The 16,921-nt window shown below is 62.9% G+C and carries 15 protein-coding genes and 1 riboswitch; of the genes, 5 read left to right on the top strand and 10 right to left on the bottom strand.

The window, feature by feature from the left end:
- Window positions 1-253: 253 nt before the first annotated feature.
- The 5 genes from METH_RS05490 to METH_RS05470 form a co-directional block, all read right to left on the bottom strand.
- The gene (locus METH_RS05490; RefSeq protein WP_024089431.1) at window positions 254-1,492 is read right to left on the bottom strand and encodes an aspartate kinase; all 1,239 of its coding nucleotides are present in this window, start codon (window positions 1,490-1,492) and stop codon (window positions 254-256) included.
- A 178-nt stretch (window positions 1,493-1,670) separates the two neighbouring features.
- The gene (locus tag METH_RS05485) at window positions 1,671-3,119 is read right to left on the bottom strand and encodes a TrkH family potassium uptake protein (RefSeq protein WP_024089430.1); all 1,449 of its coding nucleotides are present in this window, start codon (window positions 3,117-3,119) and stop codon (window positions 1,671-1,673) included.
- 47 nt (window positions 3,120-3,166) lie between these two features.
- Window positions 3,167-3,958: a hypothetical protein gene (locus tag METH_RS22570; RefSeq protein WP_024089429.1), complete on the bottom strand. Its 792-nt coding sequence runs from the start codon at window positions 3,956-3,958 to the stop codon at window positions 3,167-3,169.
- 290 nt (window positions 3,959-4,248) lie between these two features.
- Window positions 4,249-5,352, bottom strand: a complete 1,104-nt coding sequence (folE2, locus tag METH_RS05475) for a GTP cyclohydrolase FolE2 (RefSeq protein WP_024089428.1) — start codon at window positions 5,350-5,352, stop codon at window positions 4,249-4,251.
- 111 nt (window positions 5,353-5,463) lie between these two features.
- Entirely contained in the window at window positions 5,464-6,318 is an 855-nt protein-coding gene (locus METH_RS05470; protein ID WP_024089427.1) for a LysR substrate-binding domain-containing protein, read from the bottom strand.
- 102 nt (window positions 6,319-6,420) lie between these two features.
- On the opposite strand from METH_RS05470, the gene METH_RS05465 reads away from it, so the two are divergent.
- Both METH_RS05465 and METH_RS05460 read left to right on the top strand, forming a co-directional pair.
- Window positions 6,421-7,209, top strand: a complete 789-nt coding sequence (locus METH_RS05465) for a HalD/BesD family halogenase (RefSeq protein WP_024089426.1) — start codon at window positions 6,421-6,423, stop codon at window positions 7,207-7,209.
- Complete coding sequence (locus METH_RS05460; protein WP_044008340.1) at window positions 7,206-8,456, top strand: M24 family metallopeptidase; 1,251 nt, start codon at window positions 7,206-7,208, stop codon at window positions 8,454-8,456. The genes METH_RS05465 and METH_RS05460 overlap by 4 nt, the downstream gene beginning before the upstream one ends.
- Window positions 8,457-8,563: 107 nt before the next feature.
- On the opposite strand, the gene metZ is transcribed toward METH_RS05460, so the two are convergent.
- Window positions 8,564-9,754 (bottom strand): O-succinylhomoserine sulfhydrylase, encoded by a 1,191-nt coding sequence (gene metZ, locus METH_RS05455; RefSeq protein ID WP_024089424.1) that lies wholly within the window; start codon window positions 9,752-9,754, stop codon window positions 8,564-8,566.
- Window positions 9,755-9,814: 60 nt separating this feature from the next.
- A riboswitch (SAM riboswitch) is annotated at window positions 9,815-9,894 on the bottom strand.
- Between the two features lie 484 nt (window positions 9,895-10,378).
- Window positions 10,379-11,821, bottom strand: a complete 1,443-nt coding sequence (locus tag METH_RS05450; RefSeq protein ID WP_024089423.1) for an NCS1 family nucleobase:cation symporter-1 — start codon at window positions 11,819-11,821, stop codon at window positions 10,379-10,381.
- 171 nt (window positions 11,822-11,992) lie between these two features.
- Here METH_RS05450 and METH_RS05445 point away from each other — a divergent pair, with 171 nt between their 5' ends.
- Window positions 11,993-12,649 carry a GntR family transcriptional regulator gene (locus tag METH_RS05445; protein WP_044008570.1) on the top strand — a complete coding sequence of 219 codons (657 nt, stop codon included), beginning with the start codon at window positions 11,993-11,995 and terminating at the stop codon, window positions 12,647-12,649.
- A gap of 128 nt (window positions 12,650-12,777) precedes the next feature.
- Window positions 12,778-13,461 (top strand): glutathione S-transferase N-terminal domain-containing protein, encoded by a 684-nt coding sequence (locus METH_RS05440; RefSeq protein ID WP_024089421.1) that lies wholly within the window; start codon window positions 12,778-12,780, stop codon window positions 13,459-13,461.
- A gap of 160 nt (window positions 13,462-13,621) precedes the next feature.
- Here the strand turns inward: METH_RS05440 and METH_RS05435 are convergent, their stop codons facing one another.
- Both METH_RS05435 and METH_RS05430 read right to left on the bottom strand, forming a co-directional pair.
- Complete coding sequence (locus METH_RS05435) at window positions 13,622-14,236, bottom strand: inner membrane-spanning protein YciB (protein WP_024089420.1); 615 nt, start codon at window positions 14,234-14,236, stop codon at window positions 13,622-13,624.
- A 29-nt stretch (window positions 14,237-14,265) separates the two neighbouring features.
- Window positions 14,266-15,168 (bottom strand): DMT family transporter, encoded by a 903-nt coding sequence (locus METH_RS05430; RefSeq protein WP_024089419.1) that lies wholly within the window; start codon window positions 15,166-15,168, stop codon window positions 14,266-14,268.
- 60 nt (window positions 15,169-15,228) lie between these two features.
- Here METH_RS05430 and METH_RS05425 point away from each other — a divergent pair, with 60 nt between their 5' ends.
- On the top strand, window positions 15,229-15,714 hold the full coding sequence (locus tag METH_RS05425; protein ID WP_024089418.1) for an MgtC/SapB family protein: 486 nt from the start codon (window positions 15,229-15,231) through the stop codon (window positions 15,712-15,714).
- Window positions 15,715-15,727: 13 nt separating this feature from the next.
- Here the strand turns inward: METH_RS05425 and ftsY are convergent, their stop codons facing one another.
- Window positions 15,728-16,906, bottom strand: a complete 1,179-nt coding sequence (gene ftsY / locus METH_RS05420) for a signal recognition particle-docking protein FtsY (protein ID WP_024089417.1) — start codon at window positions 16,904-16,906, stop codon at window positions 15,728-15,730.
- Window positions 16,907-16,921 lie beyond the last annotated feature (15 nt).

Below are 16,921 nucleotides of genomic sequence, written 5' to 3'. Positions count from 1 at the left end.
TCATTTCCCGCGCACCGCCGCCCTGACTGATCCCCGCAGAACGGACACCCCTCAGAGTAGTGCGCCAGTGCTCTCTCCTCCACCCACTTGTCCCACCCCAGCGGAAAAAGTCCAAGTGTTTTTGCAGCATTGCCCGCAAACAAAGCAGCCTGCCACGGCATTGCGCAAGATACCGCCCGCGGCAGGGGAGACACAACAAAGGCGCCGGAGCGGCGCCTTTGCAAGATACGGAAAACGGCTTCCCGGTCGGCGCTTAGCCGGCTTTTTCCAGCTCAAACGCGTCATGCAGCGCCTGCACGGCCAGCTCCATGTACTTGCGGTCGATCAGCACCGAAATCTTGATTTCGGAGGTTGTGATCACCTTGATGTTGACGCCCTCATCCGACAGCACCTTGAACATCTTGGCGGCCACGCCGGACTGCGAGCGCATGCCGATGCCGACCACCGAAACCTTGGCGACGTCCTTGTCGGCCAGCAGTTCGGCATAGTTCAGCTCGCCCTTTTCCTTGATTGCCAGCAGCGCCTGTTCGGCGCGGGCCACCTGGTCGGTCGGGCAGGAGAAAGTCATGTCGGTGCGGCCCTCATCCGAGATGTCCTGCACGATCATGTCGACATTCACGCCCGCATCGCTGAGGGTGGTGAAAATGGTTGCCGCGATACCGGGGCGGTCGGCCACCGACTGCACGGTCAGCTTGGCCTCGTCACGGGAATAGGCCACACCGGCCACAACATTGGATTCCATGATTTCCTCCTCGGCGCAGACCAGGGTTCCGGCCTCGTCAGTTTGTTCCTCAAAGCTCGACAGCACGCGCAGCTTCACCTTATAGCGCATTGCCAGTTCAACCGAGCGGGTCTGCAGCACCTTGGCGCCCAGCGAAGCCAGCTCCAGCATTTCTTCAAAGGCGATCTTGTCCAGCTTGCGCGCCTTGTCGCAAATCCGCGGGTCGGTGGTATAAACGCCGTCCACGTCGGTATAAATATCACAGCGCTCGGCCTCGAACGCCGCCGCAAAGGCCACCGCGGTGGTGTCCGAACCGCCACGGCCCAGCGTGGTGATGCGGCCTTCGGGGCTGATGCCCTGGAAACCGGCCACAACCGCCACCTTCATGCCCTCGTCAAACTTGGCACGGATGTTTTCCGGCGGGATCTCCTCGATCCGCGCCTGGCTATGCGCCGAAGTTGTCTTGAGCGGCACCTGCCAGCCCTGCCAGCTGCGGGCGGGAACATCCATTTCCTGCAGGGTCAGCGCCATCAGGCCGGCGGTCACATTCTCGCCCGAGGACACAATCGCATCATATTCGCGTGCGTCATACAGCGGCGAGGTCTCATCGACCCAGCCCACCAGCTCGTTGGTCTTGCCGGACATCGCCGACACAATGACGATCACGTCATAGCCCTTGGCCACTTCAACGCCGACGCGTTTGGCGGCGCGGCGGATGCGGTCCAGGTTGGCGACAGACGTGCCGCCGAATTTCATCACAAGTACGGGCATATGGAGCGGGTCTCCCTGCGCTTGCGGGTTTCGTTCCCGTGCCTCATATGCGAGCGTTCCCTTAAGGGCAAGGGCATGCAGCCCCATCCGGCAAGGAAGCTGCGGTTCAGGCGTCCGTTTCAGCGCGGCAAACCGCCACAACGGTCAGGCAGCGCAATTTTAGCCAACCCGAGGGCCCTCAGCTGCGCCAGAAGCGGACAGTCAGCATCGCGTAAACCGCCATCAGCTCCAGCCGCCCGATCAGCATCGCCGCGCTCAGGATCCATTTTGCCGGGTCGTTCAGGGTCGAAAAGTTGCCGGCAGGCCCGATGACATCCCCCAGGCCGGGCCCGATGTTGGCAACCGCCGTTGCGGCGCCTGAGACTGAGGTCACGAAATCCAGCCCGGTCAGCGCCAGCAACCAGGCGACAATGCCCAATGTCACCACAAAGAACATGAAAAAGGAGATCACCGAGCTCAGCACGTCGGCACCGACCGCCCGCCCGTCGAACCGCGGCACAAAGATTCCATGCGGCGAACGGATCCGCTGGATCTGCACCCGGATCGCCGAAAACAGCAGCTGATACCTGAAAATCTTCACTGAACAGGTGGTGGATCCCGCACAGCCGCCGATCAGACCGATGAAGAAGAACACTATGATCAGAAAGCTGCCCCACTCCATGTAATCGACACTGGCATAACCAGTGCCTGAGATGATCGAGGTGATATTGAACAGCGCTTCGCGGAACGCCTGTTCAGGATGATGCGGAAACACATAGACCAGCACAGCGGATGTAACGCCGACCAACAGCAGAATGACGATCAGGAACACACGGATCTGACTGTCGCGGAGCAGCGGCTCGGCATGGCCGTTGACCAGCTGCACATAGCGCACAAACGGCAGCGCCGCGAGAATCATGAAGACCGACGCCGCGTATTCCGCTGACCCAGAGAAGGTGCCGAACGACGCATCGTAATTGGAGAACCCGCCAGTCGACACTGTGGTCAGCGCATGAACCAGCGCGTCGAACCCCTGCATGCCCAGCATCAGGTAGACGATCATGCAAAACAGCGTCAGCACCGCGTATATAATCGAGATCTGCTTCGCGATCGCCTGTGCGCGCGGCAGGATTTTCCCCATTGTCTCAAAGGCTTCGGATCGGAAGATCTGCATCCCGCCGACCCGCAGTTCGGGCAGGAACACCATCGCCACCACAATGATGCCGATGCCGCCGAGCCATTGCAGGATGCCGCGCCACAACAGCAGCCCGCGCGGCAGATCGTCCAGCCCGGAAATCACGGTTGATCCGGTGGTGGTCAGCCCTGACATCGCTTCGAAAAACGCATCGACGAACCGCAGCTCGGTTGCCCCCAGCATCAGCGGGATGGCCCCGAACAGCGGCAGCGCCACCCAGACCATCGTGGTCAGCAGGAAGGTCTGGCGGATGCTCAGCCCCTCGCGCACCCCGTTGGCACAGCTCAAGGCCAGTATTCCGCCCACCAGAATGGTGAACAGCGCACTTTCCAGGAACACATGCCATTCTCCGCGGCCATCCATCAGATCGACCAGCAGCGGGAACAGCATCATGGCTCCCAGAATGACGACCAAAAGGCCGATAACATATCCAACCGGACGCAGATCAAACATGCGGGGCAGCGTTGGACCTGCGCACGGTAAGTGTCAAGCCTGCGACGCTATTCCTTGCCCTCGCCGCCTTTTGCAGCGTTGCGCGCGGGCATCTTCCGCAGCTTGGACGGCTTGCGCGGGCGTTTGCCGGGCGCCGCTTTTTCTGGTCGCGCCGGTTTGGCGGCCGGGGGCGCCGGTTCCGGTGCGGGTGTCTGCACAGCGAAGGATTTGGTCACTGCCGCCACCGCCGCGGACTGCGCAGTGTTCCGCTGTGTTTCCGGGCCGGCACGGCGGGCGGCAGATCCGCCGAACACCGCGGACGGCTCCGAAGCCGCATCAGCGGCTGCTTTATCTGTTGCGCCCGGCGTTGCCTGACTTGCCTTCGCCACCACCGGTTTTGCAACTTCCGGCTTCGCAACCGCAGCCTCGGCCGGCACGTTTTTTCCGACGGCTGCATTTCCTGCAGCGGCCGGCACGGCCGGTTTTTGCTCTGCGGTCTTGGGCGCGGCCGGCTTTCTGGCAACCGTCTTCCTTTTGGCAGCAGGCTTTTCTGCCGTCTTCCTGGCAGGCGGTTGCGCGGGCTGGACTGCGGGTGGAACTGAAGCCGCGTCTTCCGCAGCCTTTGACGATTCCGCAGTCTGCGGCTGTGCCGTGTCAGCCCATGCTGCCTGCGGCACCGCGAGGCCGAGGATTTTCCGCTGCAATTCAAACATGGAACGGGCGGCCCGCAACTGCTGCAGCGGCGCCGCAATCGCTGCTTCGCTCATTTGCCGCCACAGCTTCAACTGCGTGCCAGCCGTATAGCCGGCCCATTCCTGCGCCAAGGCCGGGAATGCGCCAGGCTGGTGAAAACTGCTCATCAGATACTCCTTACTTCATGCACTGGTTTCACCCTGCCTGTTCGGGCTGCGGCCGGGCAAAATAGGAGAAGCGCAGCCCCGGAGCAACTCCGGGCCTGCAGCAGCGGCAATCGGGTGTATCTTCCCTGCCCCATGCACAACGGCTCCCCAGAACACCTGGAGAATCCTCCAGGCTACAGTCCGGAGTTTACCATATTCCGCTGCGCGGCAGCATAAATAATGCGGCAGCGCAGAAATCACAGAGGATCCGCCGGAAGACTGCCTTATAATCAGGCACGTCAGCCCAGCATTTACCCTTGATGGATAAGGGTCGCGAACAGTTTCGGATCCAGGCTCATCGCCTTGAACAGCGGACCCTGGGTCAGCACGCTGACCGCATCATGGCTGTGCAGGCTTTCCTGATGGCTTGCGATCACCCGGAAATCGCCGATCCGCGCATCGCCTTGCAATGCTTCGCAGAACAGCCGCGCCGCGTCTTCAACAAAGATCGGATTGGCCGCGTTCAGCTCGGCAAAGGCCTGTTCATCCTCGCGCTTGACCATCACCTGGGTCTCGGTCGGCACCGCCTGGCGGCACAGTTCGATCAGGTCCTCGAACCACAGGCAGCCGCTGTCCGGCACCGACTGGACCGAAATCCGCGCCACCGAGCGCTGCGAGTGCGGCGTCGCCAGCTGGCCGCGCGACTGGCGGGCATGTTCAGACAGCTCCAGCGAGCACGGACAGGTCGAGGAATAGACATAGTCCAGGTGCATGATCTTCTCACGCACGCCGTCATGGTCCACCAATTCCAGCGCAAAATCGTAATATTGATAGCCGCTGAGACCGGACCGCAGGCTTTCGACCCTTGCCGGGAAGGAGAACCGCATCTGAATGCGCGCATCCGGGCTGTCCAGGTCGCTCAGGTAATCATCCAGCGCCGCCGCCATGACCTCAAAGCTGAAGGTGCGTTCGGCGTGGTTATAAAAGGTGCGCATGATCCGGGACATGTTGATGCCCTTCTTGGCCGCATCCAGCGAAACGGTGCCGGTGACGCTGGTTTCCAGTGTCAGATCGCCATCATCGCGGGTATGGAAGCGGATCGGCAGGCGGAAATTGGAAATCCCCACATGCTGGATCTGCTCCTGCGCGCCGCGGATCAGGCTGGTCGGCCCGTTCTGCAGGTCGGGCAGCGTGGCGCGGTACGCCTCGTCCGATTTGAAATCCTCGGGGTAGTGCCGCGACAGATCCGGGTAGTTTCCCACCTCGCGGCCGGGCAGCAGCCGCGCCACAGCCGGATCCAGCTGGGCGATCTCGGTCTCGGTCACAGTGCCGGCCCAGGCCCGCAGCACATCCAGCGCGGCGGCAGCGGCCTCGCGGTCCGGCGCCCCGGCAGCGTCGCGGTTGTGAATGTTCATCGGCGTTTCCCCCAAGTCATACGGCCCATATAGGAGCCGGCAGGCCACCCTCATATACTGTTACGCGGCAATTTTCAAAACGGATCCGCCAAATGCGGCAGAACCGGCGCCTTATCGGACCCCCAGCGCCTCTGCAAGCGCCCGCAAGCGCCGCGAGCGCGACTTGTAGTGCGCGGTGATCAGCACATAAGGCCGCGGCATGTCCAGTGCAGGTCCGTCCAGCCGGTGCAGCCGTCCGGCCCGGATTTCCCTGCCCGTCACCTGCGCGGGCAGCAAGGCAATGCCCAGCCCCGCCTGAACCAGTGCCACCGCGGCGGGCACCGTCGGAGCAACCGCCGATGCAACCGGTGCCTCCTGCCCGATCCCATGCTGCACAAAATACTGCCGCCAGCCCGGCACCGACGAAATCGTTGCCCCCCAGCTCATTTCCACCAGCGGCGCTGTCCGAATGTCCGCGGCCGGATCCATGCCAACCGGAATCAGCGCATCCGTGAACATCTCCTCTGTCCGGTAATCCGGATGTTCACCGCCATAGGACAGCCGGGCGTCGATGCCCTCGGCCTCCAGATCGATGCTGTCATCCTCGATCCGAAGCCGCACAGCCACATCCGGACGCGCCGCCCGGAAGATCTTCAGCCGATCCGGCAGCCACAGCTGCGCCAGCGCAGGCGTTGCCGAAATCACCAGCGGACGGTGCCCGCGGCCCTCGGTCAGCGCCTGGGTGAAACTGGCAATCTCTGCCAGCGACATTGCGGCTTTCCGGTAATAATCGCGCCCCGCATCCGTCAGCCGCACCTGATTGGCGCGGCGGGTGAACAGTTTCAGCCCCAGCCAGTCCTCCAGGTTCTTCACCTGCATCGACACCGCAGCCGAGCTCACCCCCTGCTCCGCCCCCGCTGCCGAGAAACTCCCGGTCCGGGCGGCGCATTCAAAGGCACGCAGGGCATTCAGGGGCGGCAGTTTCATGGCCGCACAGTGCAAGATTTCCTTATGCTCGCCAAGATATTTTATAGTGGTCAGACCCTCGCCCGGCGCGCAGGGTTTGCAAAAGCGCTTGGGAGATCAAACATGCACGATATTCTGGATCTGAACCGTTACCCGCTCGACCGCCCCGGCAGCCCCGAATGGCAGGCGCTGGTGGACCGCTGCCGCGCCGAACTGGCGCAGGACGGCATGTTCAGCCTGGACGGGCTGATGCAGCCTGAGGTGGCGCAGGGCGCCGCAGATGCGCTGCAGGGCAAGTTTGCGACCGAAAGCTTCCACCACAAACGCGAACACAACATTTATTTCAAAGACAGCGTTGAAGGCCTGGCGCCGGATCACCCGGCGCTGCAGAAGGTCGAAACGTCAAACTTCACCCTCTGCGCCGACCAGTTCCAGGGCTCGCCGGTTCTGCGGCTTTACGACTGGCCGCCGTTTGCCGAGTTCCTGGCCGCCACCATGGACAAGCAGAACCTCTACACCATGGATGACCCGCTGGCGCGGCTGAACATTATGTCCTACGGGGCGGAACAGGCGCTGAACTGGCATTTCGACCGGTCCGAATTCACCACCACAATGCTTCTGCAGGCCCCGGATGAGGGCGGCGAGTTCATCTACAGCCCCGAGCTGCGCAGCGACGACGACCCGAATTACCCAGGCGTCGAGCGCCTGCTGGCGGGCGAAGACCCCAACATGCGCGCGATCACCCTGTCGCCCGGCACCCTCAACATATTCCGCGGCAAAAACTCGCCCCACCGGGTGGGCACAGTGAAAGGAGACAAACACCGGGTGATTGCCGTCTTCACCTTTTACGAGCGCCCCGGCGTGCGGTTCACCGACGAAGAGAACATCGGCTTCTACGGCCGTGCATCATGACGGAGCTGGCGGTTTTCAAGGACGAACGCAAACGCAGCTTTCTGAATGCCGAAGGCGCGGACAAGCCGCTGAAATCCCCGCTGCCGCAGCCGGTGCTGGACCGCGCCAGGGCCTACCGGCTGCAGCGCTTGCGCGATGAGATGGCCCGCCAGGATGCGGCCGGGCTGCTGCTCTATGATCCGGTCAACATCCGCTATGCGTTTGATTGCTCCAACATGTCGGTCTGGACCGCCCACAACCCGATCCGCTATGCGCTGATCCTGAACGGCGGGCCGGGCATCATGTTCGAATTCAAAGGCTGCGAGCATTTGAACCACGGGCTGCCGGGGGTGGATGAAATCCGCAATGCCATTGGCTGGATGTTCATGTGCGCCGGCGATCAGGCCGCGGACCGGCTGCCCCCCTGGGCAGCGGAAATCGCGGATCTGGTCAAGCAACACGGCGGCGGCAGCATGCGGCTGGGTGTCGACCGGATGGAGCCCGAAGGCGTCCACGCGCTGAAGAGCCACGGTATGCAGATTGTCGACGGCGGCAAGATCACCGAGACCGCCCGTGCCATCAAATCGGCGGATGAGATCGAGCTGATGCGCTGGACTATCCGGGTCTGCGAGGCCGGCATGGCGCGGATCTATGAGCATTCGGTGCCGGGCGTCACCGAACAGGAGCTCTGGGCGCATCTGCATTTCGAGAATGCGCGCTCCGGCGGCGAGTGGCTGGAGACCAAGCTGCTCACCTGCGGGCCGAACACCAATCCCTGGTACAAGGAATGTTCCCCCCGCGAATGCCAGATCGGAGAGATGATCAGCTTTGACACCGACATGATCGGCCCCTACGGCTATTGCGCCGACCTGTCGCGCAGCTGGACCTGCGGCTATGCGCCGATGAACGGCACCCAGAAGCGGCTCTATGCGGCAGCGCGGGCGCAGATCGACCACAATATGGCGCTGCTGCAGCCGGGGCTGAGTTTCGCCGAGTTCAACGCCAAGAGCTGGCAAATCCCCGAAGCCTACCAGCCCTACCGCTATTCATTGGCGGCGCATGGTGTGGGGATGGCGGACGAATGGCCGGTGGTCCCGCTGCATCCCGATTTCGAGAGCAGCCACGGCGGCCAGTTCGAGGAAAACATGGTGATTTGCATTGAAAGCCTGATCGGCGAGCAGGGCTCGGAATCGGTCAAGCTGGAAACCCAGGTGCTGGTGACCAAAGACGGGCCGCAGCGGCTCGACAGTTTCCCCTGGGAGATGTGAAACAAAAAGAGGGGGCTGTCTGCCCCCTCTTGCGCCTCCGGCGCAATTCATCCCCGAGGATATTTCCGGACAGATGAAAAAGCGATCACCTGCCCGAATGCACACCCTCAGACGCTTGCCGCTTCCAGCGCCGCCGTGAGATCGGCGATCAGGTCATCCGTGTCCTCCAGCCCGACAGAGAAACGCACCAGGCCGGGGGTGATGCCCAGTTCAACCTTCAGCGCGTCACTGAGACGCTGGTGGGTGGTGGTCGCCGGGTGGGTGGCAATGGATTTCGCATCGCCGAGGTTGTTGGAAATCACCGGGATGGTCAGCGCGTTGAGGAACTTGAAGGCCGCTGCCTTGCCGCCTTTCAGGTCCAGCGACAGCACCGTGCCGCCCTTGCCGCCCAGCTGGGTCTGCACCAGCGCGTTCTGCGCATGCCCCGGCAGGCCCGGATAGATCATGCGCGCCAGCGCCGGATGACCGTCCAGGGCCCCGGCAATTTGCAGCGCGCTTTCGGCCTGTGCGTTGACCCGCAGCGAGATGGTTTCCAGCCCTTTCAGCATCACCCAGGCATTGAACGGGCTGAGCGAGCCTCCGGTGTGCTTCATATAGGGTTCCAGCGTGCCGCGGATATACTCCTTGGTGCCCAGCACCACGCCACCCAGCGCCCGGCCCTGGCCGTCGATATGCTTGGTGGCGGAATAGATCACCACATCGGCACCCTGTTCGATGGCACGGGAAAACACCGGCGTCGAGAACACATTGTCCACCACCACCGTCGCGCCGGCAGCACGAGCGATCTCCGCAACGCCTGCGATGTCGATCACTTCCAGCGTCGGGTTCGACATCGACTCGAAAAACACCGCCTTGGTGTCCGGCCGCACGGCAGCGCGCCAGGCCTCCAGATCGGTGCCGTCGATAAAGGTCACCTCGACCCCGAAACGCCCCAGTACATCCGCCAGGATATAGTTGCAGGAGCCGAACAGCGCCTTGGCAGAGACGACGTGATCCCCCGCCTTCACCAGCGAGGTCAGCGCGCCATTGACAGCCGCCATGCCCGAGGCCGCGGCAAAGGCATCCTCGGCCCCTTCCAGCGCCGCCATGCGCTTTTCGAACATGTCCACGGTCGGGTTGCCATAGCGGGCGTAGATGAATTCATCCGGGCCGGTTTCGATAAACCGCGCTTCGGCCTGTTCGGCGCTGTCATAGACAAAGCCCTGGGTCAGGAAGATCGCCTCGCTGACCTCGTTGTACTGGCTGCGGCGGGTGCCGCCGTGCACCAGTTTGGTGCGTTGGTTCCAGGTTTCGCTCATCACATGTCCTCCTGCGCCTTCCGCGCAATAAAAAACCCCCGTCCGGCCAAGCGAAAGGGGGTCCTTCACATCCTGACCTCTTTAGCGGGAATGTTTTACGTGGCCCGCAATCCGGTAACAAATCGCGCACGCCCGAGGCGGCAACCCTCAGGATTCAGTCAGTCCAAAGAAAACACCGCATCGGTCGTTTTCCACAGAGGGATCTTTGCCACGATCCCAGCAGTTCCCCCTCTCCGCCTGGGTATGCCAGCATGCTGAACGTCAAGCCCCAGGGCATACTTTAGCAAACCCGGCCGCTTGCGGCCATCTGGCCGGTCCGGGCACCGGAAAGGATTACGCCGGAATACAGCAGAAAAGCCCGTTTATGCAAGGCCGAATACGGCCTGGAATGCCGGCCGGCCTGCCGAGCAAAAGGTCTCGTTTTTCATCGCGGAGCCTGCGCCCCCTGCCCGGATAGCAGAACCGGGCGATCCTCAGCAGGCAGCGGGACTGTCCAGACGTTCGCCGCAGCCGCAGCCTGCAGGATGCGGCGCGGTCCCTGAGGTCAGGGAAGTGCCTGCCGCAAGGTTCCGGCAGTTTGCCGGTGGAGCACGCCTCCCCACCGGCAGCAACCTGGGTTCACACTCAGGTTTTAACGTGGTGCCTGGCAATGACGTTGTAGGCCAGGCCGCCGAGGATTGCGCCGATCACCCAGTTGAAACCAGACAAGAACGCGAACCACGGCACCCAGACAGTCGCCACCGAGAAAATGGCCGCCGCCGCGAAGGCTTTGACCGCAGCGTTGTTCCAGCCGTTGTCATAATGGTAAAGACCGGCATCCATGGTGTAGAGCTCGGCGACCTTCAGCTGCTCCTGACGGTGCATATAGTAGTCAACGATCATGATGCCGAAGATCGGCGCCAGTGTCGCGCCGAGCGTGTTGACGAAGCCGCTGATGCCGAACTGGCTGATGAAGCTGTTCCAGAACCCGCCGATGACCAGCGCAAACAGCGAGGTGATCAGGCCGGCCTTGCGGAAGCTGATCTTTTCAGGCGCCAGATTGGCAATACCGTTCACCGCCGGGATGAAATTGGCGACCAGGTTGATGCCGACAGTCGCCGCAAAGAAGGTGATTGCGGCAACGATACCCAGCAGCACACTGTCGGTCCGTTCAACGATCTCGGTCGGATTGATGATCTCCTCCCCGAAGACAACAGCCGCACCGCCGGTGGTCAGCAGGGCCAGGGCCGAAAACAGGATCATGTTGAACGGCAGCCCGGCAAAGTTGCCCAAGACCATCGCCCGCTGGTCCTTGGCATAGCGCGAAAAGTCGCTGAAATTGATCATCACAGCCGCAAAATAGGCCACCATGGTGCCGACGATCGCAATGAACCCCTTGAATTCGCTCCAGAAGGTGCCTGCGGGGTTGGCAAAGATCGTGGCCGTGGCGCTGAGCAGCTGACCGTCCGAGCGCTGCCAGAGCACGGCAACCAGGCCGATCATCACCAGATAGACAAAGGGGCCAGCGATATTGAGAAAGGTTTCCACCCAGTTCATGCCGCGCCAGAAGATGAGGATATGAAAGCCCCAGACCAACACGAAGGAAAGCCAGTCGATGCCGGTGAGGCCGAGGATCTCGGTGCCGCCGGAGATGCCGGTGAGCGAACGGATCAGCAGCGCCAGTGCGGTTGAGGCAAAGTAGACCTGAACCCCGTACCAGAACACCGCCACCGTTGCGCGCAGAATGGCCGGCAGTTTGGCCCCTTGGGTCCCCATGCTGGCACGGGCAAGGACCGGATAGGGTATGCCGTATTTCTCGCCCGGAGCACCGGAGAGATTCACCATCCACATCACGAACAGCCCGGCGCAGATCAGCGCCGCAAAGGCAGTCCAGCCGCCGACGCCATAGGAAATGAACAGCGACGCCACCAGCGAATAACCGAACAGCGACTGCACGTCATTGGCCCAGATGTTGAAGATGGCGAACCACCCCCATGTTTTTTCGTCGCTGCCAGCGGGGTTAAGCGCATTGCCTTCGGGGTCGAGTGTGCCCCCTTGCGCTATGCGCATGTCTCCTGTTGCAGTCATGTCTTCCTCCCTGGTGCTGTTCCGCGGCCGGCGGCTTCCTGCCGCCAGCCAAACAGCGTGGCAATCTAGTCTTGCAACTGACATATTAGCAGATATTCTATTTGGCATCTGTTCGGAATTCCAGATAGCACTTTATTGAAACCGCAGATAATGCCCATTAAGGAAAGCCGGATGACCCAGTCTCAGAATGTTCAGCTTTTGGCGGTGAAGGCGCAGCAGGCGCTGATGGCGGCGCTGCGCAGCGGGCAGCTGCGCGACGGGCAGTTTCTGTCGATGTCACAGCTGGTTACAATGCTCGGCTTGCCGCTGTCCGCGGTCCGCGAAGCGGTTAAGCACGCCAGTTCGCTGGGCCTGCTGGTCACGATGCCGAAACGCGGCATCCAGGTGATGGAGGCGCGCCCCGAAACCATCCGCGACTGCCTCGACTTCCGGATGGTACTGGACCAGGAGGGGGCACGGCGCCGGATTGCCAACGACGATCTGACCGGCCTCGGCGCCCTTCGGGACCGGCATCAGGCCTTCCGGGAAGCCGCCCTGCGCGGCGAGACCGGCAATACGCCGGACGGCCCCATAGAAGTCGACCTCTCGCTGCATGACTTCCTGGCCGCTGGACTTGGAAACGCCCAGCTGGCAGCAGCTTATGCAGCCAACCGGATGCGGACTGCCATTATCCAGAACGCCCGCCCTTTCCTGCAGGACCGGATCATTTCGGCTATGGAAGAACACCTTGCCATTATGGACGCCCTTGAACGCCACGATGCTGACGCCGCAACCGGCGCAATCCGGCTTCACTATACGCAGACCCTGCGATGGTGGGGCGTCACCTGACCTCCGCATCCCGCCGCGCTGTAAACCGGCCGGGGCCGGAACGGTCACGACGGCGGGAGAGCAGCCGCCTCTTGCATGCCCGGCGCCTGCCGTGTTCCTGTAGCCGGACAACCTGACGGAGAAAACAGATGCAGGAACCGATCCGGCTTTACTACTGGCCCACGCCCAACGGCTGGAAAATCTCCATAGCGTTGGAGGAAATGGGCCTGCCGTACGAGGCGACGCTGATCGACATCGGCAAGGGGGATCAGTTCGCACCGGAGTTCCTGAAGCTCTCCCCCAACAACCGGATGCCCGCGATTACGGACCCGGACGGCCCCGGCGGCACACCGGTTTCGCTGTTCGAAAGCGGCGCCATTCTGCAGTATCTCGCCCGCAAGGCCGGCCGGTTCTACGGCGCGGATGAACGCGCGTGGCTGGCTGTGGATCAATGGCTGATGTGGCAGATGGGCGGGCTCGGCCCGATGGCAGGCCAGGCGCATCATTTCCTGAAATACGCCCCCGAAGACCTGCCCTATGCGCAGGACCGCTACCGCAAGGAAGTCGCCCGCCTCTACGGCGTGCTGGACCGGCAGCTGGCAGAGAATGTGTTTGTGGCCGGGCCGGATTTTACGATTGCCGATATCGCTATCTGGCCCTGGGCGTCGCTGTGGGAAGGCCAGCAGCAGACGCTGGAGGACAAACCGCATATGGCCCGCTGGCTGGATCAGATGTGGTCCCGCCCCGGTGTGATTGCCGGCCGGGCGCTGCATGCGGACCTGCGCGCGGACCGGTCGGACACCAGGGCGCAGCAAGTGCTTTTCGGTAAGTAATCAATCGCACAAAACACAAGGCTTGGTCCGGCCGAAAGGCCGGGCTGCGCCTGCCTGCCCGTCAAACCCAAGGTTTGCTATGGCAAAACGGACAGGCGCATTCGCGCCAGCCCAGGCAGGCTCCGCCCTCAACGCCATTTCCGTAGGGTGGCTGCGCCGGTTACTCCGCCGGTTCGGCCTCTTCTTCCTCAGCGCCGTATTTCTGAAACAGCTGCCCTTGCAGCATGAAGAAGGCAAACATCGCCACCGGCAGCCCGAAAGTCTTGAAATAAACCCAAGTGTCGGTGCTTTGCGTCCGCCAGATCAGTTCATTGGCCACAGCCAGGCCAAAAAAGAACGCGCACAGCCGCCGGGTCAGGATCATCCAGCCTTGCTGCTGCAGCGGCATGACTTCCTCCATCACCACCTTCAGCCAGCTTTGCCCGCGCATAAGGCCGATGCCCAGCAGCCCGCCGAACAGCAGATACAGCATCGTCGGCTTCATCTTGATGAAGCGGTCATCGTTGAACCACACCGACATGCCGCCGAACAGCACCACCAGGATCAGGGTGGCAAACTGCATCCGCGACAGATGCCCGGTCAGCTTCCACAAGGCCAGCGTCGATGCCGCCATCAGCGGGATAAAGGCGGCGGTGATGACGATGAAGCCCTTGTATTCATTGCCGCCGATCAGAAACACCTCATCCTTCAGCTTCAGATAGCCGATGAAGAACAGCACGATCGGGCCCAGCTCGAGCAGCATCTTCAGGGTCGGGTTGATCTTCTTTCCGGCCATGGGGCCTCCTGTCAGTTCTGCGCGCGGTCTCAGCCGCCCATTTCCACTATCACGGCGCCCAGCGCGATCAAAGCCATCAGCGCAATCCGCCGCGGGCCCACGGTTTCCTTCAGCACCAGCCAGCCGATCAGCGCTGCAAACACGGTGGAAGTCTCGCGCAGCACCGCCGCCTCGCCCACCTTGTCAAGCCGGGTCGCCAGCATCACCGCCCCGAAGGAGGCAAAGGCCACCAGCCCGCCGAAGACCCCCTTGACCATCAGCGGCCCCGGCGGCGGCGGCTCCGGCATCCGCCGCCAGCGGGCAAAGGCAATAACCGGAAACACCAGCCCGTCGATCATGAAGAACCAGGCCAGGAAGGTGAAGGGATCAGCGGTCGCCCGGATGCCGTAGGCGTCATAGGTGGTATACAGCGCCACGAACAGCCCGGTGATCACCGCCAGCACCAGCGCAATCCCCAGCGTCTCCCGCGCGGAGACCAGGAAGATGAAATTGTAAATGGCAAGGCCGAAGATGCCGGCCAGCAGCACCCCGACACCAAGCCACTGCGTCACCGTGAAGACCTCGCCGAACAGCCAGTAGGCGCCGATCACCGTGAACAGCGGCCCGGTGCCGCGCACCACCGGGTAGACCACCGTATAGGCGCCCTTGGTATAGGCCAGCGCCTGGAACAGCTTGTACAGCACATGGATCACCCAGGCGCCAAAGAAGATCAGCCACATGTGCGGCTCGGGCCAGGGCACCACGAACAGCGCAAACGGCGCTGCCATCAGGGCATAGGAAATGTCGATGGCCCCGCGCGACAGCCAGGGGTCGTGGCGGCCCTTTTGCAGCGCCCCGAAGACCGCGTGCAGCACCGCGGCCATCAGCGCCAGATACAGCGCCGCCTGATGCCCGGCCGCGGTGCCTTCCAGTGAAATCAGCCATTCGCTCATGCCGGATTTCCTGTTGGCCGGCAGGGTGGAAATCGACTGGCGTCAGGGATCATGGACAGCATACGCGACACTCTGAGGCAGGATTTCGCAAACGGGTTCGGCGGGGTGCCGGCCCCGGTTGCCGCGTTTCGCCTGGTCGCGGCGCTGCTGCTCGCCGGGGTGATCGGGTTCGAGCGTGAACTGCGCGACAAGCCCGCCGGGCTGCGCACCCATATGCTGGTGTCCGTGGCGGCCTGCCTCTTCATGCTGATCAGCCAGCAGCTGGCGGCAACCCCCTTCATGAACTCAGGCGATGCACTGCGGGTGGACCCTCTCCGCCTGATCGAAGCGGTGACTGCAGGGGTGGCCTTTCTCGCTGCGGGGCTGATCTTTTCCTCCGGCGGCGAAGTGCGCAATGTCACCACCGGGGCCTCGCTCTGGCTGACCGGCGCCATCGGGCTCAGCTGCGGCAGCGGCGAGATCGCCTTGGCAGCGCTGGCCACCGCGCTGGTGCTTGCGGTGCTGATCCTGATGCGGGTGCTGGAGCACTGGATGGGCACCCGGTAACCGGGCGCAGCTCTCATCGGGTTTCAAGACCGGTGAGAGCCGCAGCAAAGTCTTCCGGATCAAAAGGGGCGAGGTCGTCGATCTGCTCCCCCACACCGATGGCGTGGATCGGCAGGCCGAATTTGTCCGCCAGCGCGACCAGCACGCCGCCCTTGGCGGTGCCGTCCAGCTTGGTCATCACCAGGCCCGAGACATCGGCCAGTTTCTGGAAGGTGCCCACCTGCGACAGCGCGTTCTGGCCAGTGGTCGCATCCAGCACCAGAAGCGTATTATGCGGGGCGGTTTCATCCTTCTTGCGGATCACCCGGACAATTTTCGACAGCTCCTCCATCAGGTCGGCGCGGTTCTGCAGCCGGCCTGCGGTGTCGATCATCAGAAGATCGGCGCCCTCTTCCTGCGCTTTCGTCATCGCGTCGAACGCCAGCGAGGCCGGGTCCGAACCTTCCGGGGCGGTCAGCACCGGCACGCCCGCACGGTCGCCCCAGACCTGCAGCTGTTCAACAGCCGCGGCGCGGAAGGTGTCGCCTGCAGCGATCACCACCTTTTTGCCGGCGCCCTTGAACTGGCTGGCCAGCTTGCCGATGGTGGTGGTCTTGCCCGAGCCGTTGACGCCCACCACCAGCACCACCTGCGGGCGTTTGGCGTAGATCGGCAGCGGCTTGGCCACCGGCTCCATGATGCGGGCGATTTCCTGCGCCAAGAGTTCCTTGATCTCGCGCGAGGACACCCGCTTTCCCATCCGGCCCTCGGCCAGATTGGCGGTGACGCGCAGCGCCGTGTCGACCCCCATGTCGGCGGCAATCAGCAGCTCTTCCAGCTGCTCCAGCATGTCGTCATCCAGCGCCCGGCGCGGCTCGGCGGCACTGCCGCGGCCCATCAGACGGCCCAGCAGGCCCGGCGCTTTCTTCTCCGGTTCAGGTGCAGATTCCGCTGCCGGTGCAGTTTCCGCTGCGGAGGCAGGCTGCGGCGCCGGTTCAGGCGCTGGTTCTGCCTCAGGGTCCGGTTGCGGCACAGGCTGCGGCACAGGCGCCGGGGCCGGCTGTTCAGGCGTGACAGCGGGCGCGTCCGCCAGGGCTTCCACTGCCTCGGCTGCACTGTCCTCCGCCCCCTCCTCGACAATCGCATCGAGCCCCTGCTCGAGCTTGGAGGAGGATTTGAACAGCCGCTCCTTGAGCTTTGAGAAAAACGCCATCTTGGTCTCCGCAAA

Origin of the sequence: Leisingera methylohalidivorans DSM 14336, from assembly GCF_000511355.1 — a bacterium.
Lineage (GTDB): Bacteria > Pseudomonadota > Alphaproteobacteria > Rhodobacterales > Rhodobacteraceae > Leisingera > Leisingera methylohalidivorans.
Note: the sequence above shows the minus strand (reverse complement) of the source record. Positions and strands in the feature narration are given on the sequence as shown.